17 protein-coding genes are annotated in these 24,033 nt (G+C 56.0%); 14 read left to right on the top strand and 3 right to left on the bottom strand.

All coding sequences use genetic code 11. The features are described from left to right. The first annotated feature begins 2,080 nt into the window (after positions 1-2,080). The 7 genes from J1C59_RS19315 to J1C59_RS19285 all read left to right on the top strand — a co-directional run bounded on the left by J1C59_RS19315 (position 2,081) and on the right by J1C59_RS19285 (position 10,943). Entirely contained in the window at positions 2,081-3,283 is a 1,203-nt protein-coding gene (locus J1C59_RS19315; RefSeq protein ID WP_111138342.1) for an AAA family ATPase, read from the top strand. After that, complete coding sequence (locus J1C59_RS19310; protein WP_128084303.1) at positions 3,280-4,251, top strand: ParB family protein; 972 nt, start codon at positions 3,280-3,282, stop codon at positions 4,249-4,251. The genes J1C59_RS19315 and J1C59_RS19310 overlap by 4 nt, the downstream gene beginning before the upstream one ends. 213 nt (positions 4,252-4,464) lie before the next feature. Continuing rightward, the gene (locus J1C59_RS19305; protein ID WP_128084304.1) at positions 4,465-5,391 is read left to right on the top strand and encodes an aminoimidazole riboside kinase; all 927 of its coding nucleotides are present in this window, start codon (positions 4,465-4,467) and stop codon (positions 5,389-5,391) included. 156 nt (positions 5,392-5,547) lie between these two features. Continuing rightward, entirely contained in the window at positions 5,548-7,062 is a 1,515-nt protein-coding gene (locus tag J1C59_RS19300; RefSeq protein WP_128084305.1) for a carbohydrate porin, read from the top strand. 67 nt (positions 7,063-7,129) lie between these two features. Then, positions 7,130-8,500, top strand: a complete 1,371-nt coding sequence (locus tag J1C59_RS19295; RefSeq protein ID WP_128084306.1) for a sucrose-specific PTS transporter subunit IIBC — start codon at positions 7,130-7,132, stop codon at positions 8,498-8,500. Next, positions 8,500-9,909, top strand: coding sequence for a sucrose-6-phosphate hydrolase (locus J1C59_RS19290; RefSeq protein WP_128084307.1), 1,410 nt, complete (start codon positions 8,500-8,502; stop codon positions 9,907-9,909). The genes J1C59_RS19295 and J1C59_RS19290 overlap by 1 nt, the downstream gene beginning before the upstream one ends. A gap of 29 nt (positions 9,910-9,938) precedes the next feature. After that, a complete protein-coding gene (locus J1C59_RS19285) occupies positions 9,939-10,943 on the top strand; it encodes a substrate-binding domain-containing protein (RefSeq protein WP_128084308.1) in 1,005 nt (334 codons plus the stop codon). Positions 10,944-10,974: 31 nt separating this feature from the next. Here J1C59_RS19285 and J1C59_RS19280 read toward each other — a convergent pair whose 3' ends face one another. Beyond that, a complete protein-coding gene (locus tag J1C59_RS19280) occupies positions 10,975-11,511 on the bottom strand; it encodes a chorismate mutase (RefSeq protein WP_128084309.1) in 537 nt (178 codons plus the stop codon). Positions 11,512-11,876: 365 nt separating this feature from the next. Then, positions 11,877-12,788, bottom strand: a complete 912-nt coding sequence (locus J1C59_RS19275) for an N-acetyltransferase (RefSeq protein WP_128084310.1) — start codon at positions 12,786-12,788, stop codon at positions 11,877-11,879. A gap of 451 nt (positions 12,789-13,239) precedes the next feature. Here J1C59_RS19275 and J1C59_RS19270 point away from each other — a divergent pair, with 451 nt between their 5' ends. The 7 genes from J1C59_RS19270 to J1C59_RS19240 all read left to right on the top strand — a co-directional run bounded on the left by J1C59_RS19270 (position 13,240) and on the right by J1C59_RS19240 (position 22,070). Next, positions 13,240-13,449 carry a hypothetical protein gene (locus J1C59_RS19270; protein ID WP_128084311.1) on the top strand — a complete coding sequence of 70 codons (210 nt, stop codon included), beginning with the start codon at positions 13,240-13,242 and terminating at the stop codon, positions 13,447-13,449. Positions 13,450-14,036: 587 nt separating this feature from the next. Continuing rightward, the gene (locus J1C59_RS19265) at positions 14,037-14,990 is read left to right on the top strand and encodes a hydroxyacid dehydrogenase (RefSeq protein WP_128084312.1); all 954 of its coding nucleotides are present in this window, start codon (positions 14,037-14,039) and stop codon (positions 14,988-14,990) included. Positions 14,991-15,000: 10 nt separating this feature from the next. Then, entirely contained in the window at positions 15,001-15,699 is a 699-nt protein-coding gene (locus J1C59_RS19260) for an RraA family protein (RefSeq protein ID WP_128084313.1), read from the top strand. Positions 15,700-15,766: 67 nt separating this feature from the next. Then, complete coding sequence (locus tag J1C59_RS19255) at positions 15,767-17,164, top strand: DASS family sodium-coupled anion symporter (protein ID WP_128084314.1); 1,398 nt, start codon at positions 15,767-15,769, stop codon at positions 17,162-17,164. A gap of 13 nt (positions 17,165-17,177) precedes the next feature. Next, positions 17,178-18,341, top strand: coding sequence for a metallo-dependent hydrolase (locus J1C59_RS19250; RefSeq protein ID WP_128084315.1), 1,164 nt, complete (start codon positions 17,178-17,180; stop codon positions 18,339-18,341). Positions 18,342-18,454: 113 nt separating this feature from the next. Then, positions 18,455-20,335, top strand: a complete 1,881-nt coding sequence (locus J1C59_RS19245; protein ID WP_140916778.1) for a sigma 54-interacting transcriptional regulator — start codon at positions 18,455-18,457, stop codon at positions 20,333-20,335. A 154-nt stretch (positions 20,336-20,489) separates the two neighbouring features. Continuing rightward, a complete protein-coding gene (locus tag J1C59_RS19240; protein ID WP_128084316.1) occupies positions 20,490-22,070 on the top strand; it encodes a sensor domain-containing diguanylate cyclase in 1,581 nt (526 codons plus the stop codon). Positions 22,071-22,094: 24 nt separating this feature from the next. Here the strand turns inward: J1C59_RS19240 and J1C59_RS19235 are convergent, their stop codons facing one another. Further along, the gene (locus J1C59_RS19235) at positions 22,095-23,876 is read right to left on the bottom strand and encodes a GGDEF and EAL domain-containing protein (RefSeq protein WP_128084317.1); all 1,782 of its coding nucleotides are present in this window, start codon (positions 23,874-23,876) and stop codon (positions 22,095-22,097) included. Between the last annotated feature and the right edge of the window lie 157 nt (positions 23,877-24,033).

The following is a 24,033-nucleotide window of genomic DNA, read 5'->3' as shown; positions in this document are numbered from 1 at the left end:
GGGAAGATCCGTGATGTGAACAGGCAAAAGCCGCCGCTACTCGATACAGTGGATACTATCACTCACTATAGCGGTTAATCTACTTGCCATAGTGGTTAATTGTCTCGCTACAGTGGATGTTTTACTCGCTATAGTGGTTAGTGACACAGCCGGAAGGCAGGCACACCAGCGCCTCGCGGGATGGCGGGATCTCTTTGGAACTCTCACGGATCTTATGAGGATCTGTTATTGGATCGACCCAGTGGATAATTCATCTGTTCTGACTGAAAACTATGCAACTCTCTGACCCGCCGATCACTTTCTGTAGGCGTTTCGCTTACCTGACCCCATAAAAGTACCTCAGTAGCTCCTGGCAGCAGCTTATCCACACGCTGAAAGGCCATTTACTCGCTACAGTGGTTATCCGTCACTCGCCAGCGCGGTTGCTTTCCTCGCTATAGTGGTTGTTGTACTCGCTACAGTGGTTATTCTTCTCGCTATAGTGGTTACTGATCCCCGTTCAGGCGTTGTGTGACAAGGCCTGGAGGGCTGCGGGGATCTGTTTAGGATCTCAGTTTGATCTATTAAGGATCGAACAATTGGATCTGGCCTGTGGATAACGGGGATAAAAAAAGACGCATGGACTGAGGTCAAAGCGCAGCCTGTTTTACCGTTCGTACAGAAACCGGTCAGACAGGAGAGGGTCATACAATGTTGAAACAGTCTAAAATGGGCGATAAAGAAGAATGTGCGGGCATCTGCCGCAACATGCTGGCTAAACAGGAGACTGGCGTCAGGCCGTCAGACCAGAAGAGTGCTCCGGAAACGTTTCACCATAAAAAATTAATAGTAAATTATTGATTTTAAAAGTTAATTTACTTTATTTTCATGATGAAAACACCATCCGGAAATGTTCTGTCAGCGCTTTTATAACGGTTATCGGGCATAAATGAGAAATGCTACAGGGACAGTAGTTTAACCCTGACAGAAGAACAAAGGAGTTGAGGAGCAAAAAATGACAATCAGAATCTATGCAGATGCAGACTTAAGCAGCATTTCGAATAGCTGACTTAGGGACTGCTGTTGATAAGTCAGACTTAACAACAACGGCATTAACCATGACATCGTATCTGAACATCCGCAGAACTTTACAGCGTCGCGCATAAACGGGCATCGCGCTATTAAAGATGATGAGAGAAAGGCTTCTGACTTTCTGACAGAAAGTAGCCGCAAAAATAACTGACACCACCATCAGCACAGCAGAGAGTTAGCTCTTGAACGAAAATACGAACATCTTTATGAGCCGCACTTTCATTAAACCTCTGCACTGATTAACAGCAACCTGACGAAGTTGTACTTGGATCTTTGTTACTGACTGAACGGTTTTTGTAAATTACCCTGCCCTGCTTACAGAACGGTGAATGAAATTCAGCAGCCACTATAGTGAACACGGGTCTGGCTGAGTAAAGCCACGATTTGTACTACTGATGTAACGTTACATATATGGAACAGGTATGCATGGCGAAGGTGGCGAGGGATTGCGGATTGTGACAACAACCGATATCAGCCTCAGGCTTTTTAATAAATCATCTGAACAGGCCCATTACACTTTATCTGTCAGGTAATTTACCTCTCGCGGATGCCGGTACGTAATTTAGTATCTTGTGAAACGGTATCTTAAGAGCAGACTCAGAGGTCATATGCACGTTAAACGAATAACCCCTCTGAAATCTGTGGCACAAAAGCCAAAAGGGAATTTTTCACCAGGCATTTTCTCTTATAAATTACTGATTTAAATGAAATTTAATGAAATTTTCATGCTGAAAACACCATTAAATAACCTTCATTATCCTGACCGGAAGCTCAGACGGCATAATGAGAAGGCATGAGCCCATTTTCCTGCATATACCCTTTACGCCCTTCTACAGTCATCATTCCGCTTTACGTTATAAAGCCATACAAGACACATACACCCCGCCACTGCCGCCCCGACTTCACATCACTCCGTAATGAAAAATCCAGGTTTTTAGCATTTTTCTAAAAAATTGGCAGGTCGCTGCTTTTTGTGTAGTATGCCAAAAACATTAATAAAGAGGGGCTTATGAAGCGTGATTATGGTGGAGTGCTGGAGATGGCCACGCGTGCCAACTCCATGTTGCATGGACTCAGCGATCATATTGAACAGCAACGTCAGGAATTTAACCAGACCGGCTTTTATCAGACCTTCTCCCGCAATGCGGTCGCCAACATGCCGCTGCTGAGCAAACATGCTGTGGTTGCCGCGATCAGCGATATGGAAGCCGCAGGCTATCAGTTTGGCAAAAAACAGACCGGCAGCACGTCACAGTACGCACTGACCATTCAGAACGTGGTCGACATTTATCAGCATCGTAAAGTCCCTAAATATCGCGATCGTCATGATGGCCCCTTTGTCGTATTTGTTGTCAGCCTGAAAGGCGGCGTCTCCAAAACCGTCAGCACGGTCACCCTTGCACATGGCATGCGCGCGCACCCTTCTATGTTGCACAACGATCTGCGTATCCTGGTTATCGACCTCGATCCTCAGGCTTCGAGCACCATGTTCCTGAGCCACACCAACAGCGTCGGTTCGGTGCTCGAAACCGCTGCGCAGGCGATGCTTAACGACCTGGATGCCGATCAGCTGCGAGAGCAGTTTATCAAGCCAACCGTGATGCCCGGTGTGGACGTGATCCCGGCGTCAATCGACGACGGTTTTGTTGCCAGCGACTGGGAAGAGCTGGTGGCTGAACATCTGCCTGGCGTGGCGCCTTCAGAGGTCCTGCGGCGTAATGTGATCGACCGTCTGGCAGGTGACTATGACTTCATCTTCCTGGACACCGGTCCCCACCTTGATTCCTTTATGCTGAATGCGATTGCGGCCAGCGATGTCCTGCTGACGCCAACGCCTCCGGCGCAGGTCGATTTCCATTCCACCATGAAGTATCTGACCCGCCTGCCGGAAATGCTGGAGCGGATCGAATCAGAAGGCGTCGAGCCACGGCTCAAAGCGAATATCGGCTTCATGTCCAAGATGACTTCCAAGCACGATCATCTGACTTCCCAGAGCTACGCGCGTGAAGTTTTTACCAAATCGATGCTGGATTGCGGGTTGCCGCGGCTGGATGGCTTTGAGCGATGCGGCGAATCATTTGACACTGTTATCAGTGCTAACCCGGCCTCTTATCCGGGGAGTGCCGACGCGCTGCGCAAAGCCAAACATGAAGCCGAGCAGTTCTCCAGGGCTGTTTTTGACCGAATCGAATATATCAGGAGTACCCTGTGAGCAAACCTATACAGCGTATCGGCCGCAAATTCGGCGACTCGGCTATCGCCAGCATGATAGACAGCAGCAGCCAGTCACGCACCTTTACGCTGAAGTCGGGGGCAAAGGCCACCTTTGTCCGTCAGCTGATCCCGCATGATGATATTGCAACCCGGACCAGCGTTGACCCCGGTATCAACGGACGCGATCAGAGCACGCTGACGCCTGAGTCGCTTCAGGAGATCACCCGCACCATTACGCTGCAGCAGTTTTTTCCGGCCATTGGTCGCGTGAACGGAAACCAGATTGAGATCATGGACGGCTCGCGCCGCCGCGCCGCCTGCATACTTTCCGGGGCAAGTCTGGAAGTGCTGGTGACCGCAGATGAACTGAGTCTCAGTGATGCACGTCAGCTGGCCGCAGATATTCAGACGGCGAAAGAGCATAACCTGCGTGAACTGGGGCTGCGCTTTAAGCTGATGAACGAGAATGGCATGAGCAAAACCGAGATCGCCAGAGCAGAGGGGATTTCCAATGCCAAGGTTTCCCGCGCCTTCCAGGCGGCTGCGGTTCCTGCCGAATTTATTGAACTGTTTCCGGTCGTCTCCGAACTGACCCTGCAGGACTATCAGCTGCTGCTTGATGTCTGGGAAGAGGCGAAAGCCGAGGCGGTGGATGTCAGTGAACTGGCCGGTGAGATCCGTCACAGACTGGATGAAGATGCGGCGCTGCAGAGTGCCAGCCTGGATGAGAAAAAAAGCGTCATCCTGAACGGGTTCAGGAGTGCCCGTCGTCAGTTAAAGAAACCGGCTCCCGCCAGCAAAACGGTGACGGAAAAACTGGCCACGTTCAGCACAGCCAATACCTATGCGCGTCGCAAAACCAATGACGAAAAGCGCACCATACAGTATGAGTTCAGCCGCCTGCCTAAAGAGATAGCCGAGCAGATCGATGCCTCGATCAGACAGATACTCTCCACCATCAAATAATCGCGTATCAGCTTACGAAGAACAGAAACCGGCCCGGCGCCGGTTTTTTTTCCGGCTAATAATCCCGGTCATCACGCGTCTGCCTCTCCAGGGGGCATCTGCAGAATCTCTGTTAACCGCGCTCCAGATCAGTAGGGTTTAGCTTGAAGTCATGGCGGTTTAGCGCTATAGCTAAAACGGTTTAGCTATCAGATTCAATCAGAGGAGTGTTTTATGTCTGTTCGCGTATGGTGCCTCGGGGATGCCGTGGTGGATTTGCTGCCCGAAACGCCGGGTCGGCTGATGCAGTGTCCGGGCGGTGCACCCGCCAATGTGGCGGTGGGTATCGCCCGTCTTCAGGGAAACAGCGGTTTCATCGGCAGGGTAGGGGCCGATCCCTTTGGTGCGTTCATGCGGCAGACGCTCAGTGAAGAGCAGGTCGATACCCGCTACATGGTGGCCGATCCGGAGCACCGTACCTCCACTGTCGTGGTGGGTCTGGATGAGCAGGGTGAACGCTCCTTTACCTTTATGGTGCGGCCCAGTGCCGACCTGTTTCTGTCTGTCGCGGATCTGCCTGACTTCCGTCCCGGCGAGTGGCTGCACTGCTGCTCCATCGCCCTGGCCGCTGAGCCTTCGCGTACCACGACGCTGACGGCGATGCAGCAGATGCGGGCCGCAGGGGGGCATGTCAGCTTCGATTTAAACCTGCGCCAGGATCTCTGGCCCGATACGGCACAGTTACAAACGGTGGTGAACGAGGCGCTGAGCCTTGCCGACGTAGTGAAGCTGTCGGACGATGAGCTTGCGTTTCTCTGCCCGGATCAGGAGCCGTTGATCAGCATGCCGCAGCTGGCGGCAGAGTTCAGCATTGAATTACTGCTGGTCACGCGGGGCAGGGAAGGGGTCATCGCCTGTTTCCAGGGCCAGATAAAACAGTATGCGACCTCGCCGGTTACCAGCGTCGATACCACAGGCGCAGGCGATGCCTTTGTGGCGGGGCTGCTCTGGAAGCTGGCGCAGCACGGCCTGCCTGCCGACGAATCGCAGTTAGCCCTCTCTCTTGCCAGCGCTCAGCGCTGTGGCGCACTGGCAACCACGGCTAAGGGCGCGATGACGGCGCTTCCCTGGCGCCATCAGCTGGGCGATTTGCCTGGCTGACGGTCATTTACCCCCTGTTTTGCGAGCTGTCTCACAATCACTAAACCGGTTTAGCTATTTTCGTTGCGAAGGGAAATTACCCGTAGCTATGATTTGCAACTAAACCGGTTTAGCAAAAATCCGGTGATGATAGCCTCTCTCCTCAGGGACATAAAAATGAAAAAAAGCACGCTGGCACTGACCCTCTCTACCCTTCTCCTTGCCACCCCCGTCTGGGCCGATCCCAGCATGAGCAGCATCGAAGCCCGGCTGGCGGCCATGGAACAGCGACTTCAGGCCGCCGAACAGCGGGCGAGTGCCGCTGAAACCCGCGCACAGAATGCCGAAAAGCAGGCTCAGCAGCTGGCGGCGGTTCAGCAGCAGAATCAGGCGGCGGCCGCGCAGGTCGCCAGAAACAGCGCGAAACCGGAGCCGCAGCCTGCGGATAACGGCGGCTTTGAATTTCACGGGTATGCCCGCTCCGGCCTGCTGATGAACAGTTCGGCTGCCCGGACGCAGGGCGGGCCGACCGTCACCCCAGCCGGGGAAACCGGCGGTCACGTCGGGCGCCTGGGTAACGAACCGGACACCTATGTCGAACTCAACCTGGAGCATAAGCAGACGCTGGATAACGGGGCGACCACCCGCTTCAAAGCGATGCTGGCAGACGGGCAGCGCACCTACAATGACTGGACCGCTGCCAGCAGCGATCTCAACCTGCGGCAGGCGTTTGTCGAACTCGGGCAGTTCCCCACCTTCAGCGGCGCGTTCGACAACGCCACGGTCTGGGCCGGTAAACGCTTTGACCGTGATAACTTCGATATCCACTGGATCGACTCCGACGTGGTGTTCCTGGCCGGAACCGGCGCAGGGATCTACGACATGAAATGGAGCGATCAGGCGCACAGTAATGTCTCGCTGTATGGGCGGACCTTCGGCGATATCGAAAACAATGAGAACACCGCGCAGAACTACATCCTGTCGCTCAATAACTTCGCCGGGCCGGTGCAGCTGATGGTCAGCGGCATGCGGGCGAAAGATAACGACGACCGTCGCGACATTGATGGTCGCAGAGTGAAAAGCGATGCGGCAGAAACCGGTGTTCATGCCCTGCTGGGGCTGCACAACGACAGCTTTTACGGACTGACAGACGGCACCGCAAAAACCGCGCTGCTCTATGGTCACGGACTCGGTGCGGAAGTGAAATCCATTGGCGCCGACGGAGCACTGCTGCCGGAGGCAAACACCTGGCGTCTGGCCAGCTATGGCATCACGCCGCTGGGCGGCGGCTGGCACATTGCGCCTGCGCTGCTGGCACAGCGCAGTGACGACCGGTATGTCAAAGGTGACCGCTATGATTGGGCGACGGCCAACCTGCGCCTGATTCAGGAGATCACGCAGAACTTTGAGATGCAGTATGAGGGATCGTATCAGTACATGGATCTGCGCCCGGCGGGTTACAACAACCGTAACGCAGTCAGCGGCAGCTTTACCAAACTGACCGTCGCCCCGACCCTGAAAGCGGGGGATGTGGGTGACTTCCTTAAACGGCCGGAAATCCGTCTCTTCGCCACCTGGATGGACTGGGATCACCGGCTGGATAACTACGCCAGTGACGACGCTTTCGGCAGCAAAGGCTTCGATGCCGGCGGCGAATGGAACTTCGGCGTTCAGATGGAAACCTGGTTCTGAACAGGCGGCCCCGGCATTCGGGGCCATCACGCCATGCGGATAAAAACATAACAAAACTGAGGTATCTATGGATTACGTAAAAATCGCCCGGGCACTCCTGCCGCTGATGGGAGGCAGGGAGAACATCGCCAGCGCCGCCCACTGTGCCACGCGCCTGCGGCTGGTGCTGGCAGACGATGAGAAGGCGGACACCGCCGCGATTGGCCGTGTTGAAGGCGTCAAAGGCTGCTTCCGCAACGCCGGTCAGCTGCAGGTTATCTTCGGCACCGGCGTGGTGAACAAGGTCTACGCGGCCTTTATCGCCGAGGCGGGGATCAGTGAATCGAGCAAGTCTGAAGCCGCCGACATAGCCGCCCGCAAGCTCAACCCTTTCCAGCGCATCGCCCGCCTGTTATCCAATATCTTCGTGCCAATTATCCCGGCGATTGTGGCATCGGGCCTGCTGATGGGCCTGCTGGGGATGGTCAAAACCTACGGCTGGGTCAATCCGGAAAATGCGCTCTACATCATGCTGGACATGTGCAGCTCGGCAGCCTTTATCATTCTGCCGATCCTGATTGGTTTTACGGCGGCCCGTGAGTTTGGCGGTAACCCGTTTCTGGGCGCGACGCTGGGCGGCATCCTTACGCATCCGGCGCTGACCAACGCCTGGGGCGTGGCCGCCGGTTTCCACACCATGAACTTCTTCGGCTTCGAAGTGGCAATGATTGGCTATCAGGGCACGGTGTTCCCGGTGCTGCTGGCGGTGTGGTTTATGAGCCTGCTGGAAAAGCAGCTGCGCCGGATTATTCCGGATGCGCTGGATCTAATCCTCACGCCGTTCCTGACGGTCATCATCTCCGGCTTTATCGCGCTGCTGATTATCGGCCCGGCCGGCCGTATGCTGGGCGATGGGATCTCATTTGTCCTCAGCACGCTGATTGCGCACGCGGGCTGGCTGGCCGGACTGGTGTTCGGCGGACTCTATTCGGTGATTGTGATTACCGGTGTGCATCACAGCTTTCACGCTATCGAAGCGGGGCTGCTGGGCAATCCTTCGATTGGCGTGAATTTCCTGCTGCCGATCTGGGCGATGGCGAACGTCGCCCAGGGCGGCGCCTGTCTGGCCGTCTGGTTTAAAACCCGCGATGCAAAAATCAAAGCGATCTCGCTGCCCTCGGCGTTTTCGGCGCTGCTGGGGATCACCGAGGCGGCCATTTTTGGTATTAACCTGCGCTTTGTGAAGCCCTTTATCGCCGGATTAGTGGGCGGGGCGCTGGGCGGAGCCTGGGTCGTGTCGGTGCATGTTTATATGACGGCGGTAGGGCTGACCGGTCTGCCGGGCATGGCGATTGTCCAGGCGGGTTCTCTGCTGAACTATATTATCGGTATCGTTATCGCGTTCACGACCGCGTTCGTGCTCTCCTGTCTGCTGAAATACAAAACGGAGGCGGAATAATGGTTTCATCATCTCATCTGGCCGCCATCCTGCAGGCGGTCATGCAGGGAATGCCAAAGGCGCTCAGCGACAGCCACTATCCCGGCTGGCATCTGGCACCGGTAACGGGTCTGCTGAATGACCCGAATGGCTTCATCCACTCCGGCGGTGAATATCATCTCTTTTACCAGTGGAACGCGCTGGACTGTGCGCATCAGCACAAATGCTGGGGACACTGGCGCTCAGCCGATCTGCTGCACTGGGAACATCAGCCCATCGCCCTGATGCCGGATGAGAAGTATGACCGCAGCGGCTGCTATTCCGGCAGCGCGGTGGAGGATGCAGGGATCCTGACGCTGATCTACACCGGCAACGTGAAGTTTGAAGATGGCTCGCGCACCGCATGGCAGTGTCTGGCACAGCAGAACCGCGCAGGCGGCTTCGACAAGCTCGGGCCGGTCGTCGCGCTGCCCGAGGGCTACACCGGCCACGTCCGCGATCCGAAAGTGTGGCGGCATGACGATCACTGGTACATGGTACTGGCCGCGCAGACGATGGCACGGCAGGGCAGGGTGCTGCTGCTGCGTTCTGAGGATCTGCGGACGTGGCAGAATCTCGGTGAGATCGCGGGCAGCGAACGGGGAGGCCTGGCGGCCGCAGGCTACATGTGGGAATGCCCGGATATGTTCACGCTGGGCGACAGCACCTTCCTGATTTGCTGTCCGCAGGGCGTGCCGAGCGAAGAGAAGCGCTATCTCAACAGTCACGCCTGCGCCTGGCTGAGCGGTTCGCTGGATTATGCGCAGCCTGCCTTTTCGCACGGGCCGCTGAACGAGATGGATGCCGGATTCGAATTTTATGCCCCGCAGACCACGCTGACTGCTGACGGCCGGCGTCTGCTGGTGGGCTGGATGGGCACCCCGGACGGGGAGGAGATGGCTCAGCCAACCGTCGCGCAGGGGTGGATACATCAGATGACCTGCATACGCGAGCTGAGCGTGCGCAATGGCTGGCTCTGTCAGCAGCCGATTGCCGAACTGCAGGCGCTGCGTGAAAAGGAGCAACACTATCTGGGCCGTGCCAGTGATGCGCCCGCGATCCCTGCGCGGCGACTGGAGCTGATACTGGAGAGTGAGGGCGGCATCGAACTCAGCTTCGCGGATACGTTAATCCTGACGTGGCAGCAGGATGAACTGCGGCTGACGCGTCGAAGTCTGGTGACGGGCGAGTGGCTGACCCGCTACTGGACCGGAGCTGCCCGCCGGTTGCAGATCCTATGCGACCACTCCAGCGTTGAGATCTTCATCAATGACGGGGAAGGGGTGATGAGCAGCCGCTATTTCCCGGCGCATCCGGCGCGACTGACACTGCGCGGCGACGCAGAACTGCAGGTGCGCTACTGGTCGTTACGTCGCTGCATGGTAGAATAAGTGCCTGTTTCATTAACCGATGCCTTGTCGTGAGAAAAACAAAACGCGTTACCATCAGTGACATCGCCGGGCTGGCCGGGGTTTCAAAAGCCACCGCCAGCCTGGTGCTCAACGGCCGTGGTGAAGAGTTACGGGTCGCGAAGGAGACGCGTGAGCGGGTTCTGGCTCTGGCCCGCGAACATCACTATCAGCCCAGTATCCATGCGCGGATGCTGCACGATGCCCGCAGCCATACGCTGGGGCTGGTAGTGCCGGAGATCACCAACCACGGTTTTGCCGCCTTTTCTCACGCGCTGGAAAATCTCTGCCGCGCGGCGGGCCTGCAGCTGCTGATCTCCTGTACCGACGAGAATGCCACCCAGGAGCGCGTTGTGGTCAGTAATCTGGTGTCGCGCCAGGTCGACGGGCTGATCGTCGCCTCCAGCATGCTGAGCGACAGCGACTATCTGAGCCTCAGCGAACAGTTGCCGGTGCTGCTGTTTGACCGCCACATGAATAATACGAAGCTGCCCTGGGTCATTACCGACTCCGTTACGCCGACCGCTGAGCTGGTTGAAAAGCTGGCTCGCGCCTGCCCGGAAGAGATCTACTTTCTGGGCGGTCAGTCAGCGCTCTCCCCGACGCAGGATCGTCTGGCCGGATTCAGGCAGGGCCTGGCGCGGGCAGGCGTCACCGCGCAGCCGGAGTGGATAATCCAGGGCAACTATCATCCCGGCAGCGGCTATGAGATGTTTGCCGCGCTCTGCAGCCGGCTGGGTCGCCCGCCGAAAGCGATGTTCACCGCCGCCTGTGGCCTGCTTGAGGGGGTGCTGCGCTACATGAGCGAGCATAACCTGCTGAACAGCGACATTCGTATCGCCAGCTTCGACGATCACTATCTCTATGATTCGCTCTCGATTCCCATTGATACCGTAGAGCAGAATGTCCCGGAACTGGCGCAGGCCTGTTTTTCTCTGCTGACCACCATGATTGCGGGTGAGGAGCCATCCGGAAGTCAGCTGGTGCTGCCCGCCACGCTGCGTCTGCGCGGATAGTGGCCAGATTCTTGTCCGGCCACCGGCGCCACTACGCTTTGCGCTGAATGCGGGCAAGCGCGGTCACCAGGCTCGCTTTATCGGCCTCACTGAGGTGAGGCGCTGCCAGCGCCGCGATCAGCCCGCGTCGATCCGACGCCGTCAGCGGGCCTGCCTCCAGACGCTGGCCGATCGCGGTAAGCAGTTCGGTATCCAGCCGCTCGATCTGTTGCCGGGTTTCCGCCAGGTCGGCGGGCGCGCGGGAATGTTCAGGCGTGGAGAGCCAGTCTGCCAGATAGCGATACTGAATTGCTTTACTGGCGTTCATCAGCGCATGAATGAACGGTGCCACCGACTGCGGTTCCAGCCCTGCCTGCTGCGCGTTGCTCAGCATCTTATCCAGCACGACCTGCTCGCGAGGCAGATCTTCCACAGGCAGATGCTGCCGGGCTTTATAACCGGCAACGGCCTTCATAATCTGCATGCGTTCATTCAGTGCTGCTGAGATGGCATCGGATGACACCGATCCCGCGAAAGCGTTGCTGCATATAAACAGTGAAGAGAGAAAAACTGCCACAAATTGCGTCATCTGCCTGCTCCGTTAATGAAAACTGGCACTGATTTAGGCATGAAAAAATAACTCAGTGTGATTATTTTGTTTTCAAAATGTGAACAACTGCCCTGAGACAACATATTGTTCTATGTTGTTAAACAGGTTGTGTTTTCCTGCCATTCTTTCATTAAACATTCATCTGTGAATGCCAGAATGGCAGATTGTTTTCAGCGCAATCTGACGCCGGATCGGGCCACTTTCCGGGCCGTATGCTCTCTGGTCTTCAATCGCTGCGCAGATAAACAGGTCCGGTGTCAGAAGGGTGTTAGGGCCGTTAACCGGAGAGAAAAAGGGCAGGGGGAACAAAAGCGGGTGAGATCGCGGGCGAAACCGGCGTGCAGTTAAATAGCGCGTCGGGCGGTGCGCAGATCTGCAGGCGTAAAAAAGTGATATTTCAGCAGACAGCGCCGCCCGGCATTCTGCGCGCTGCGCAGAGAGGGAAGATTGCCAGGCAGAATCGTGCCGGTCAGGAGTGCCGCCGGACCGTAGCGCTGACTGAGCTGCTGCTGCAGACAGCGCTGTGCGCGTGCGGCCAGCCCGCGGCCCTGAAACGCAGGCGTAATCACCTCATCCATAATCTGGAATCCCTCCATAAAGGCCAGCCGCCGCGGCACGCAAATCATCAGCCCGGCCACGCGGCCCTGCCAGACGATCAGACAGACATGGCCACCGGCAATATCGTCACGCAGCTCCTGACTGCTGGTTGCCAGCAGCTGGCCGCGCAGGTGAGGCAGCTTGTGCCAGCTGGTGCGATAGGCGCGGTTAATCGCCGCCATACAGACCGGATAATCCCTGCGGCTGGCCGTCACCAGCGAAAGCGGCGGATCGTCCGGTCCGCAGGATGATGCGGGATCGCTGACGAAAACCAGCTGATCGGTGACGCCAATATCAGGCGCAGAGGCAGGCAACAGGATACGCAGCTTCAGGGGGCTCAGCGCCTGCCAGGCCTGCATGATGGCGCTGGCAACGGTATGGTCCAGCTCTCCGTCCCGCGCCACGATATCAATAAAAGGCTGGGCGAGATCGCCACCCAGATAACGGGGACCGGTGAGATAACGCTGACCGTTAATCGACAGTTCACGCTGCAGAAAGGTGTGCTGGGGCAGGCCGGTTTCGCGCCAGGGAAAAGCCGCGGAGAAATGATGATCGTGACATCTTAACGTCTCCTGTGCCAGCCAGCGGGTCAGCCAGTCGCTGAGGCATGCAGAAGAGACCGGAACGGTACGATAGAGCGACACCATATAATTCAGCATAAGAGTCCTTATTTGGCCGCCGTCAGCGATCGCCCGCTTCTCTGCCGCTCAGCCGGAGCGCAGAGGGGCCGATGTGGCTGCTGAGAGTGTAAACGAAGTGCCTGCTTTTTGACCATCACAAACGCATCGGTTCCGCAGGCCGTCCGGTTCACTCCGCCCGTAAGGTTGTGATTGAAATATGAGCAACGTGTCGCAACCAGCGTTCCAGGCTAACCCTGCTGAACCTCACTCCGTCATTCCGCGCTGGCGATGGGGGCCGGATTAACCCGGCATGGTCAAATTAATTGATGATATAAGCCAGAGTTGCACAAAAATATAAAGAGTATCGGGGTGGCAAAACTTTTACGAAAATATGACGGAATCAGATAATCAGCCAGCAATAAATGGCTTATGCTTTAGGGGCTGTCCGATAATTATAAAATGTTCTGTTTTTTAACACCCGGGGGTTTTTATGGTTCATATTGATTTATGTACCAAAGAGGGCGTAATGAAAGCTTATGCTTTTCAGACACCTATGCAGGCAATGACGCTGTTAGATAAAATAAAAGATGATGAATTTCAGTGGTTTAATCTGGAGTGGGATGGGCAACGATTTACCTGCCCCTACCATTTTATTAAAAGACTCAGCAGCCGTTCTTATATCAAGTCGTTCTGGCGTTAACCTCATCCTGAATGATTAGCCGGTTGCATCTTTTACCGGCCGGCTGTCAGGCGAATCAGGATCGGTCTTCACTAAAATAATGGAGCGATATTTGCTCCATTATTTATTTTCAATGCTTCCGAAGACAACGCACCCGAATGCGCGAGCCGTCTGCCGCACGCTCTGGCAGTTAAAGGTTTAAAGCATTTTATTTGCCGTGTCATTAATAAAAAGTCAGATGTTATAGTCCGCTGTTTATATCGTTAATCCCTTTTTTTTGGTGATATTCTTATTGTCCTTCCGGATTGAATGAATCAGGGAAAGCGGCCAGGCAGCATTATCTCCCACTGTCGCTCACAGAAAATAAACCTGAATTTAACCGACTGTTAATTTCAGATGTGAATATTCACGTTTCATTTTGAAAGAGGCAGTCGTCTCCCTGTGCGGCAGAGTGAGACCGGTATCACGGGTAAATATCCTGTGATATTCAGGCGTGTGATTGAAAAGTTATTCTATATCAGTGATATGGCGTTAAAATAATCTGAAAAAATAAAAGCTGGCACGCTATCTGCAATTACTGCTCCGGAAACCCACATGGAGCAGGTTATATGCGTTATAAAATTCTACTTCCACAGGAAATTATGCAGGAAGGACGGGAATATCTGGAAAGTCGTGGCTATGAACTCATTACGGGTTCAGGCATGGAAGAGGACGATATTATCCGGGATATTCCTGACTGCGATGGCATTATCGTTCGGCTCTCAAAAATGTCGGCGCGCGTGTTCGAGGCGGCCAGCAAGCTTAAGGTCGTTGCCCGCCACGGCGCAGGCTATGACACGGTGGATTTGCAGGCTGCCAGACGTCACGGCGTGACCGTCCTCAACGCGCCTCTGGCCAACAGCATGTCAGTGGCCGAACTGGCGATCTTCTTCATGCTGCACTGCTCGCGCAATTTCACGCTGGTCAGGCAGACGATGCTGGAGGATTACTACCACGCAAAACTCCGGACGCCAAAAGTTGAACTGGACGGCAAAACGCTGGGGCTGATTGGCTTCGGGAATATTGGTTCACGTGTGGCCCTGAAAGCCCTGCACGGCTTCAATATGAAAGTCATTGCTTATGATCCCTATAAAACGGCTGAGCAGATGCCGGAAGGGGTCGAATTAACGCAGGACTTTAACCGGATATTTAAAGAGAGCGATTTTGTTTCGCTGCACTGCCCGGCAACAGAGGAAACGTTCGATTTTATTGGCGAGAAAGAGTTTTCGCTGATGAAGCCAACGGCTTACTTCATTAATACCGCGCGCGGCAAGCTGGTTGATGAAAAGGCGCTTTACCATGCGCTTTCCACGTCACGCATTGCGGGCGCTGGTCTGGATGTCCTGAAAAAAGAGCCGTTCGATCCGGCCGACCCCATTTTTGCACTGAGCAACGTGGTTATTGCGCCTCATATCGGTGCTGCGACGCAGGAAGCGACCGACCGCGCATCGCTGCATTCCGCCATCGGGATTGATGAAGTGTTATCGGGTAAAAAACCATCCTGGCCGGTGCCGGGCTTTTAAGGAGAAAAGTATGGCTATTGGCAATCGTATTTTTATTCAGCGTCCCGCAGGCGATCCGGCGTTACTTAAATCTTATCAGCACCTGCCGACGGCAAATATTGCAGACACCATGAACCGCATTGCGGTCCTTGGTAACGGGATCCGACGCGTCTCGTCACCCGCGAAACCGATTATGGCGGGTTATGCGATTACGGTGAAAGTCCGGGCCGGCGACAATCTGATGCTGCACGCGGCGCTGGATATGGCCACGGAAAACGATGTCATCGTCGTCTCTAACGAAGGCGATCGCTCTCGTGCGCTGATGGGCGAGATCATGATCGCTTACGCCCACTACACCCGGAAAATCGCCGGTATCGTGCTGGATGGCCCGGTGCGGGACATTGACGCGCTGTCGGTTCTGGATTTCCCGATTTTTGCCACCGGTTCTAACCCGGCAGGTCCGTTTAAAGAGGGACCGGGAGAGGTCAACACGCCGATTGCCGTCGGCGGCGTGGCGGTCCGGCCCGGCGATCTGATCGTGGGCGATGCGGATGGCGTCATTGCGGTACCCCTCGGTGACGCCGCGGCGCTGCTCGATGAAGCAACCCGCTATGCCAGCTTCGATGCAGGAAAGGTCGAGGCGGCGAAGAACGGCACTGCTAACCGCGCATGGGTAAGACAATCGCTGGATGAAAAAGGCGTTGAGTTCATCGACGGCATCTGCCCCTGAATCGCAATAATAAGGACAGGCCGCGCGCTGACCCCGGCGCGCGGCTGCAAATACAGGTAATGTAATTATGCTTTATCTTAAACTCTTACCCATCACCTTCTTTCCCGTTCTGTTCTGGATCATCCCTCACCCGGAGGCGCTCACAGCCCAGACATGGCATATTGTCGGCATCTATCTGGCGATGCTGTGTGGCCTGGTGCTGCGGCCCTTTACCGACGCCGTAATAATGCTGATTATTCTGGGCTTTGCCTCGCTGGTGATCGAGCCGGTTTCACTGTTCGCCGGATTCGGCAGCCCGATGGTGTGGTTTATTATCAGCGCATTCATCATCTGCAAAGCCTTTGTGATCACCGGTCTCGGTAAACGCATCGCCTATCTGCTGCTGAAGCGCTACGGCAAAAATACCCTGACGCTGGGCTACCTGATGATGGTCACCGACACGGTTCTGGCACCCGCCACCGGGTCTAACATGTCGCGCTCGGGCGGTATCACCTTTCCCATTTTCCGTAATATTGCCGAAGCCCTGGGCTCAACACCGGAGAACGGCAGCCGCAGAATTGGCGCCTATCTCACGATTCTGATGTATGTCGTGTCGATGGGCACTTCCAGCCTGTTCCTGACCGGAATGGCGACGAACTCTATTACCGTCTCGCTGGCGAATGAGATCATGCACGTCAATCTGAGCTGGATGGTCTGGTTTAAAGCGGCCGTTCTGCCTGCCGGGCTGGTGCTGCTGTCAGCGCCCTGGATCCTCTATAAACTCTATGCGCCAGAGTTAAAGAGCATCGATAACGTCAATGAGATCGCGCAGAAGGGATTGCATGCGCTTGGCCCGGTCAAACGCGAAGAGAAACTGCTGATCGTCTTCTTTGTGCTGGGTATTCTGGGCTGGATGACGGGATCGGTGACCGGGATTGCCTTTATTCCGGTAGGCCTGGCCTTTCTGGCCTCTCTGTTGCTTTTCAGGGTGCTGAGCTGGAACGACGTCGTCAGCGAGAAATCGGCCTGGCAGACGTTTGTCTGGTATGGCGCCTTTTACGGCTGCGCCGTGGCGCTCTCAAAAGGGGGGTTCTATCTCTATCTGGTCGGCGTCATCAAGAACTACCTGGATCTCTCGCAGCTCAGTGAAATCAGCGCCATCGGCGTACTGATTTTTATCAGTCTCGCGGTGCGCTACTTCTTCGTCTCGAACTCTGCCTTTGTGGTCTCCTTCTATCCGGTCCTGTTTACGCTCGGAATGACGACGCAGGCTCATCCCATGTATATCGCGCTGTCGCTGGCCTTTTCCGCAGGTTACGGCGCGCTCCTGACGCATTACGGCAACGGCGCGGGCGTCTTCACGTTCTCAAGCGGATATGTTCCGCAGAAAACCTTCTGGCTGCTGGGTTCGATCATGGTGCTGATTAACGTACTGGTCTACTTCCTGATCGGGATCCCCTACTGGAAAATGATCGGCATTGGATAAGGGAAATGACGAAATGAAACTGGATATTCTGATTAAAAACGGGCAGGTCGCCGATCCCGATAGCGCAGGCTTGATGAACAGGAACATCGGGGTGGCGGGTAACCGCATCGTCGCTATGCAGGCGACCGAAGCGCCGCAGGCGGAAACCGTTATCGATGCGGCAGGCTGCATTGTGTTACCCGGCCTGATTGACTTCCACACCCACGTTTTTCACGGCGGATCGGCCATCAGTGTGAATCCGGACGTCATCTGCCTGCCCAACGGCGTGACGTCGGTCGTCGATGCGGGCAGCAGCGGGTGGGTTAACTACCGGTTATTTCGCAACAGCGTGATCAGCACGGCGCAGACGCGCATCAGAAGTTACCTGAACGTGGTGAACGTGGGTCTTTCGACACTGGGCGGCGGGCCGACAGGGTATCTGGAAAACAGTAACCCTGCGAATTTTAATGAAGAGAAGATGGGCCAGGTTCTGGATGAGCATCGCGACACGATTCTGGGACTCAAACTGCGGTACAGCCAGGAGATTGCCCGTGGACGCAACTTCAGCGGCGATCCCTTGCTTGCCACCGCTGCGCTGGCCCGGAAGCTGAACACGACGCTGTGTGTGCATGTCACCGACGCGCGTCTGCCAGCCAGCGAACTCATCCATCATTTCCGGCGTGACGATATCTATGCGCACTGTTTCCACGGTACCGGCCATACCCTTCTTCAGGAAAACGGCGATCTCTTCCCGGAAATTGTCGCGGCCAGGCAGCGCGGGGTGGTGTTCGATTGCTCTAACGGCGTGGCGCACTTTGATTTCAGCGTGGCCCGTCGCGCCCTTGAGCAGGGATTTACTCCCGATATTATCAGCACGGACCTGACCCTGCGTAATAGTCTGCGCACCGACAGGGTTTATAGTCTGCCTTTTATCATGTCCAAATATCTGAACATGGGCATGTCATTCTTCGACGTGATATGCACAGTCACCCGCACGCCCGCGCGCCTGATGAAAATGCAGGGGCAGATCGGCACGCTGGCGCCCGGTGCGTTTGCCGATATCGCCATTGTGAAGATACGCAGGGAGAAGATCGTGTTTGAAGACACCCGCGGGGAGCAGCTTGTCGGGGATCACTATATCGACAACTGTGCGACGATCAGTAACGGGCAGATAGTCTACCGACGGCAGCGGTTTTAATCCGCACCGCCAGACAAAAAAATGCCTGCCCGTGCAGGCATTTTCGCTTCACCATGAGGCAGTGGTTCTGCGTGGACAGAGCATATTTTCAGGGACAGGGACGGATCTGAATGATGAACAATAACGAGATCGCGATTCTTTCGGTGTCAAAAACCATCACGCAGCGCATCTCCAACGTGCTGATTGAGAAGAAGATTGATATTCCGGTCTACGAATATCCCTGCTTCGAGGTGGTTGAAAAAGCGCAGCAGCTGATCCAGAGCGGAACCCGGGTGCTCATCAGCCGGGGCGGCACAGCGGCACTTCTGCGGAACAGCCTGAACATTCCGGTCGTCGAAATTGCGCATGACCTGCACGGTATCTCGCGCATTCTGCAGGAAGCGCGCAAACAGTCGCAGAAGATTGCCGCAGTGGGCTTCCCACAGTTCTGCCATGTGCTGCGCCAGTACCAGAATATGACGCATGAAGAGTTCAAGATCTGCCAGGTTTATAACCACTACGACATCGACTATGTCGTCAAAAATCTGGCGGACAGCGATTACGATCTGGTTATCGGCGGCCTGACGGTAGCCGAGATGGCCCGAAAGTATGATCTGAACGTCATCATGGGTGATACCGATAATATCGCTATCGAACAGGCGCTGGATGTCGCCGCCAGCATGCTGAAATATCTCAACAGCGAGAGTACAAAACTGGCGATGGCCTGGTCAGCGCTGAATCAGGCCCGAGAAGGGATGATGTGGCTCGACCAGTCGGGTGAAGTCATCAATATCAACGCGCCGGGCTTATCGCTGTTCCAGTGCGATGTCGGGGAGAAGATCCTTAAAAATGAGGCCTTCAAGCCGCTTTTCAGCAGCATCATCAACGAGGTGGACGTTCCCCAGGAGCTGATTGAGATTAACGGAGAGTTTGTTCACCTGACCGTTAAGCACTTCCCCGGCCAGCACAGTTTTTACACGCTCATGTCCGGTGTCAGGGCAGGGCAGACGGAAGAATATGGCTCCCCGGCAGCCCGAAAAAATCCGGGCTCTCACTTCACCACCCTTTACACTTTCTCAGACATCATTGGCCGTTCGCCTGCCATTGAATCCGCCATCGGACAGGCCAGACTCTATGCGGCTCATGATCTGCCGGTGAATATTTTGGGCGAGACCGGTACCGGCAAAGAGCTGTTTGCGCAAAGTATTCATCGTGCCAGCTCACGCAGCAGCGGGCCGTTTATCGCTATCAACTGCGCCGCGATCCCGGAGACGCTGCTGGAAAGCGAACTATTCGGCTATGCCGACGGCGCCTTTACGCATGCGCGCCGGGGCGGAAAGCCCGGCATTTTCGAGATGGCGGCCAACGGCACGGTTTTCATCGATGAAATCAGCGAGGCGCCGCTCATGGTGCAGATCAAACTGCTGCGCGTTCTGCAGGAGAAGCGGTTCAGCCGGTTAGGCGGAGAGACACTAATCAGCACCCGCTTTCGCCTGATAACCGCCAGCAATAAAGATCTCCGTACGCTGGTGGCGGCGGGCACGTTTCGTCAGGATCTCTGGTATCGCATCAATGTCCTTGAGTTACATCTGCCTGCGCTGAAAGATCGTCACGGAGACATCCTGCTGATCATCGCCTCACTGCTGGCGAAGCAGAACAAAACACTCACCTTTACCGATGAGGCGATCGCGCTCCTCAATCGCCATGCCTGGCCAGGGAATGTCCGCGAACTCAGCACCGTGATTTCCCGCCTGATTGTGCTGCACAAAACCTGTGACGTGGATGCCGCTGTGCTGCACTCGCTCTGCCACCTCGACTGTATCGCCCGCGAGCCTGACGCCTGCTCTCTTAGCGTGGACGATGAGGTGGATTTACTCAGCAGGCAGGAGCGGAAACTGATTACCGCCGTGATAGAAAAGACCGCGGGCGATCGCGCCAGGGCGGCCGTGATGCTGGGTATCAGCCCGACCACGCTATGGCGCAAAATGAAACGCTATGGCGTCGGCAGTGCCTGACGGTCCCGGCCCGTCAGGCCGGGCAGCGGCACGAACCGGCGATCCCTGCGGTTATTATCGTTCATAACGGCAGTGAAATCGCTTTCTGTTTTTGCCTTTGACCCGGGCATCAGCTGTTACACTCAGATTAATCTCAATACGGGTCCCGACTTTAATGTTTCGTGAAAAAATCCGTCTTCGCTCACTGCTGACTTTACTCTCTATTGGCGGGGTTATACTGACCTCGGGTCTGCTGCTGGGCGCGCTGCTGCTGTTTCAGAAGGCCAACATCGAAGAGAGCCTGCTGGAAGGCAACATTGCGTATGCCAGTAAACTGGCAGATACCACCGATCGCTACCTGGCGACAGCACAGCGTGAACTGGCGTGGAGCGCCACCCAGATCAGGGGGCTCAGCGACACGCAACTGCTGAAAGCGGAAACCGAGCGGCTGCGGATGCAGTCGGGCATTTTCAACTCGGTGCTGGTGGTCAACAGTCATGCCATCGTGACCGCCATCTCCCCCGAAAGCCTGAATCTGAAGGGGGTCAGACTCGATTCACCCGCCAGTCAGCAGGCCATTACGACGCAAAAGCCCTTTATTTCCAATCCTTTTACTTCGGCCTCCGGAAATTATGTGGTGTTCCTGTCTCAGCCGCTCTTCAGCCCGGAAGGGCATTATCTTGGCTATGTGGGCGGGACGATCTACCTCAAAAAACACAGCATACTGAGTGAGATCCTGAGCCAGCATTTCTATACCAAAGGGTCGACAGTCAGCGTGGTCAGCAATGACGGGCTGGTTATTTTCAGTCACGATCCGGCGCGCGTGGGCACAAAGATGCCCCTCAGCCCGGCGCTTCAGAAGCAGCTCGCATCGACCGAGAACGGCCATTTCACGCTGGAACGAGACGGACGGGACTTTCTGACCGGTTACGGAACGCTGCGCAGCACGGGCTGGAACATCTTTGTCACCGGCTCCTCTGAAACGGTCAGAACGATTCAGATCAAGTCAGCCGAGAATGCCCTCTGGTTCATTCTGATCATCATCGCTCTGACAGCAGCGATTATTGCGTCACTTGCCGGGCGAATCGCTTTACCCCTCGAAAAGCTGGCGGACCAGGTTCGCAACGAGGGCAATGACCCGCAGAGCGGAGCTCTCTCGGCGGTGAAAACCTGGTATTACGAGGCCGATCGGCTGAAAGAGGCCGCGCAGGAGTACCGCTATATCGTTGCCCGGCGTCTGGCGGCGCTGAATAACGAGGCGATGACCGATCCGCTGACGGGCTTGTGCAACCGGCGCGGTTTTACGGCGCTGGCGACAGCCTCAGACAGCCAGCATGAGCAGTGCGTGATCGCGATTGATATTGACCATTTTAAAAAGATTAACGATCTCTACGGGCATGATGCCGGCGATGCAGCACTGGTCAGGCTGGCTTCGTTACTGCGTCAGGCCTGTCGCACAGGCGATGTTGTCAGCCGGTTCGGCGGCGAGGAGTTTATTCTTTTGCTGCCACACACCACCTTAGCTGACGCCGCCAGTATCGCGGAGCGTATCCGTGAAACCGTCAGCGCCACGACCTTTCCGTTTGCCGGCACAATGACGATCTCTGCTGGGGTCGCCTCGCTGACAGAGAAGGGGAGTGACCGTGAATCTCTGATACGGCGTGCCGATGAAGCGCTCTACAAGGCCAAAGCCGCCGGACGCAACAGGGTGATAATGGCGAGGCCTGAAGGGTTCATCGCCTTTGCCCCGGCCTGATAACGCTTCAGGGGATGAGGGGGCTCAGCACTTGCTGCGAAGTCGCCAGCCGAGCCACTCATCCAGCGCCATTTCCGGCAACGGTCGGGCATAGAAAAAGCCCTGCGCCTGATCGCAGCCAAACTCGGTCAGTGCCGTTTCGGTTTCCGCATTCTCCACGCCTTCGGCCAGCACTGTGTAATCCAGATCCTTGAGCATAGCGATTATGCTGCGGGCAATAACGCGCGAAGCAGTATCCGATGAAATCTCGCTGATCAGCGAGCGGTCGAGCTTGATCACGTCCAGCGGCATGCGTCGCAGATAGCTGATGTTACTGTAGCCCGTACCGAAATCATCCAGCGAAATTCCGAAGCCACGCAGTTTCAGCATCTCAAGCCCCTGCATCGCCGCCGGGCTTTCCAGGATCCGTTCGGTCTCCAGACACTCAATGCCCAGCAGCGAAACCGGCAGCTTCGCTCTGATCATCTGATCCTCCAGTTGGTCGGCAAAACCGTCGCGGGAAAAATCGCTGCTGCTGACGTTAATGGTGACCGGCAGCTGAATATAACTGTCGCGCAGTCGTGCGAGGCGGGTGATAGCCTGATCGGTCACCCAGGCTGTCAGCTCGCTGAGCAGTTCGGTTTGTCCGGCAAAAGGCAGAAACTGCGCCGGTGAGAGTTCGCCGTGCTGGGGATGCTTCCAGCGGATAAGCGCTTCCAGGCCGATGGGCTTGCCGCTGTGCAGACAGATTTTAGGCTGATAGGCGAGCCATAGCCCTTTATTCTGGCGGATGGCTGCGGCCAGATCATGCATCAGGGTGAAATCCTGGGTGTGGCGGGTATCGGTATCCTTGCTGAAAAGCATGGAGGGAACGTCACGGGTAATCGCCTCATGCAGGGCGCTGACGGCACGTCGCAGGATCTCCTGCGGCGGCAGTTCCCCGGTGTTGAACCCGGCTTCCCCGGTGTGAGTCACCAGCGCTACCGACAGTCCGTCGCCGAGATCGGCGCTGATCCCCGTCAGCTTATCTGCCACCCAGCTGGCCGTCATCCTGCTCTCCTGACGTGTCAGCAGCGCAAAACGCCCGGTTGCCACCGTGTAGAGCATTTCACCCGGCGCGGGCCGCAGACGCAGCGGCAGCAGGGTGGCAACATCTTTCAGCAGGCTTTCAACCGGGCCCATTCCCATCGAGCGCGCAAGCTCATAGGCGCGCGGCATATCGATGCAGTCAATCAGAACCAGCCGCCGTGGCGTGGTGTCGCCGGAGGCGGCCAGAAACTGCAGATCGCGGATCAGACGCTGACGGTTAGGCAGGCCCGTAACCGGATCGGCAAAGCCCGCCGAATACCAGGCTTCCAGAAAAGACATTACCAGCGCCGCCAGCATGGTGAGCATCGCCACCTGCTCGCTACCGAAGCGATGAGGTGCCACGTCGGTGACGCACAACGTTCCCAGAATGAGGCCGGTGCTGCTCTTCAGCGGCACGCCGGCATAGAAGCGAATAAACGGCGCGCCCAGGATCAGCGGATGTTCCGCAAAGCGTGCGTCCTGCAGCGTATCAGGCACCACCACGATACTGTCACTGTCTACGGCGTGACGGCAGAGCGAATCCTGACGGGAAGAGTGCGTCAGCGTGAAATTATGCGCTGCCCTGACGTACTGCATCTCATCATCCAGCACGGAGATAAAACTCCCCGGAATAGCGAGCGCCTGGCTGGCCAGCCGGACAAACTGCCGCAAAACCTGGTCACGGCTTTCGTCGTAACTCAACAGCGCATTCAGCGTGCGCGCGCGGCAATCGTCGTCGCCGCCTGAACATGTAAGCATGGATCCCTCCGCACCGTCTGGTTACGGAGCGAAATTAAACAGATAAATTTAATGATATAGCGTGATCACTACAGGCAATTTCTTAAAAAGGGAATAGCCCTGACAGTTTATTTTTTTAGTTCACTGCGCGCCACTCCTGACCAGGATAGCAGGGCTT

The sequence above is a fragment of the Pantoea deleyi genome (assembly GCF_022647325.1).
GTDB lineage: Bacteria > Pseudomonadota > Gammaproteobacteria > Enterobacterales > Enterobacteriaceae > Pantoea > Pantoea deleyi.
Note: the sequence above shows the minus strand (reverse complement) of the source record. Positions and strands in the feature narration are given on the sequence as shown.

Bases quoted from the DNA above. Each gene is read 5' to 3' on its own strand.
- J1C59_RS19305 (WP_128084304.1), top strand. From the start codon at position 4,465: ATGTCTGTTCGCGTATGGTGCCTCGGGGATGCCGTGGTGGATTTGCTG.
- J1C59_RS19255 (WP_128084314.1), top strand. From the start codon at position 15,767: ATGCTTTATCTTAAACTCTTACCCATCACCTTCTTTCCCGTTCTGTTC.
- J1C59_RS19300 (WP_128084305.1), top strand. From the start codon at position 5,548: ATGAAAAAAAGCACGCTGGCACTGACCCTCTCTACCCTTCTCCTTGCC.
- J1C59_RS19235 (WP_128084317.1), bottom strand. From the start codon at position 23,876: ATGCTTACATGTTCAGGCGGCGACGACGATTGCCGCGCGCGCACGCTG.
- J1C59_RS19260 (WP_128084313.1), top strand. From the start codon at position 15,001: ATGGCTATTGGCAATCGTATTTTTATTCAGCGTCCCGCAGGCGATCCG.
- J1C59_RS19280 (WP_128084309.1), bottom strand. From the start codon at position 11,511: ATGACGCAATTTGTGGCAGTTTTTCTCTCTTCACTGTTTATATGCAGC.
- J1C59_RS19290 (WP_128084307.1), top strand. From the start codon at position 8,500: ATGGTTTCATCATCTCATCTGGCCGCCATCCTGCAGGCGGTCATGCAG.
- J1C59_RS19240 (WP_128084316.1), top strand. From the start codon at position 20,490: ATGTTTCGTGAAAAAATCCGTCTTCGCTCACTGCTGACTTTACTCTCT.
- J1C59_RS19250 (WP_128084315.1), top strand. From the start codon at position 17,178: ATGAAACTGGATATTCTGATTAAAAACGGGCAGGTCGCCGATCCCGAT.
- J1C59_RS19315 (WP_111138342.1), top strand. From the start codon at position 2,081: ATGAAGCGTGATTATGGTGGAGTGCTGGAGATGGCCACGCGTGCCAAC.
- J1C59_RS19270 (WP_128084311.1), top strand. From the start codon at position 13,240: ATGGTTCATATTGATTTATGTACCAAAGAGGGCGTAATGAAAGCTTAT.
- J1C59_RS19295 (WP_128084306.1), top strand. From the start codon at position 7,130: ATGGATTACGTAAAAATCGCCCGGGCACTCCTGCCGCTGATGGGAGGC.
- J1C59_RS19275 (WP_128084310.1), bottom strand. From the start codon at position 12,788: ATGCTGAATTATATGGTGTCGCTCTATCGTACCGTTCCGGTCTCTTCT.
- J1C59_RS19265 (WP_128084312.1), top strand. From the start codon at position 14,037: ATGCGTTATAAAATTCTACTTCCACAGGAAATTATGCAGGAAGGACGG.
- J1C59_RS19245 (WP_140916778.1), top strand. From the start codon at position 18,455: ATGAACAATAACGAGATCGCGATTCTTTCGGTGTCAAAAACCATCACG.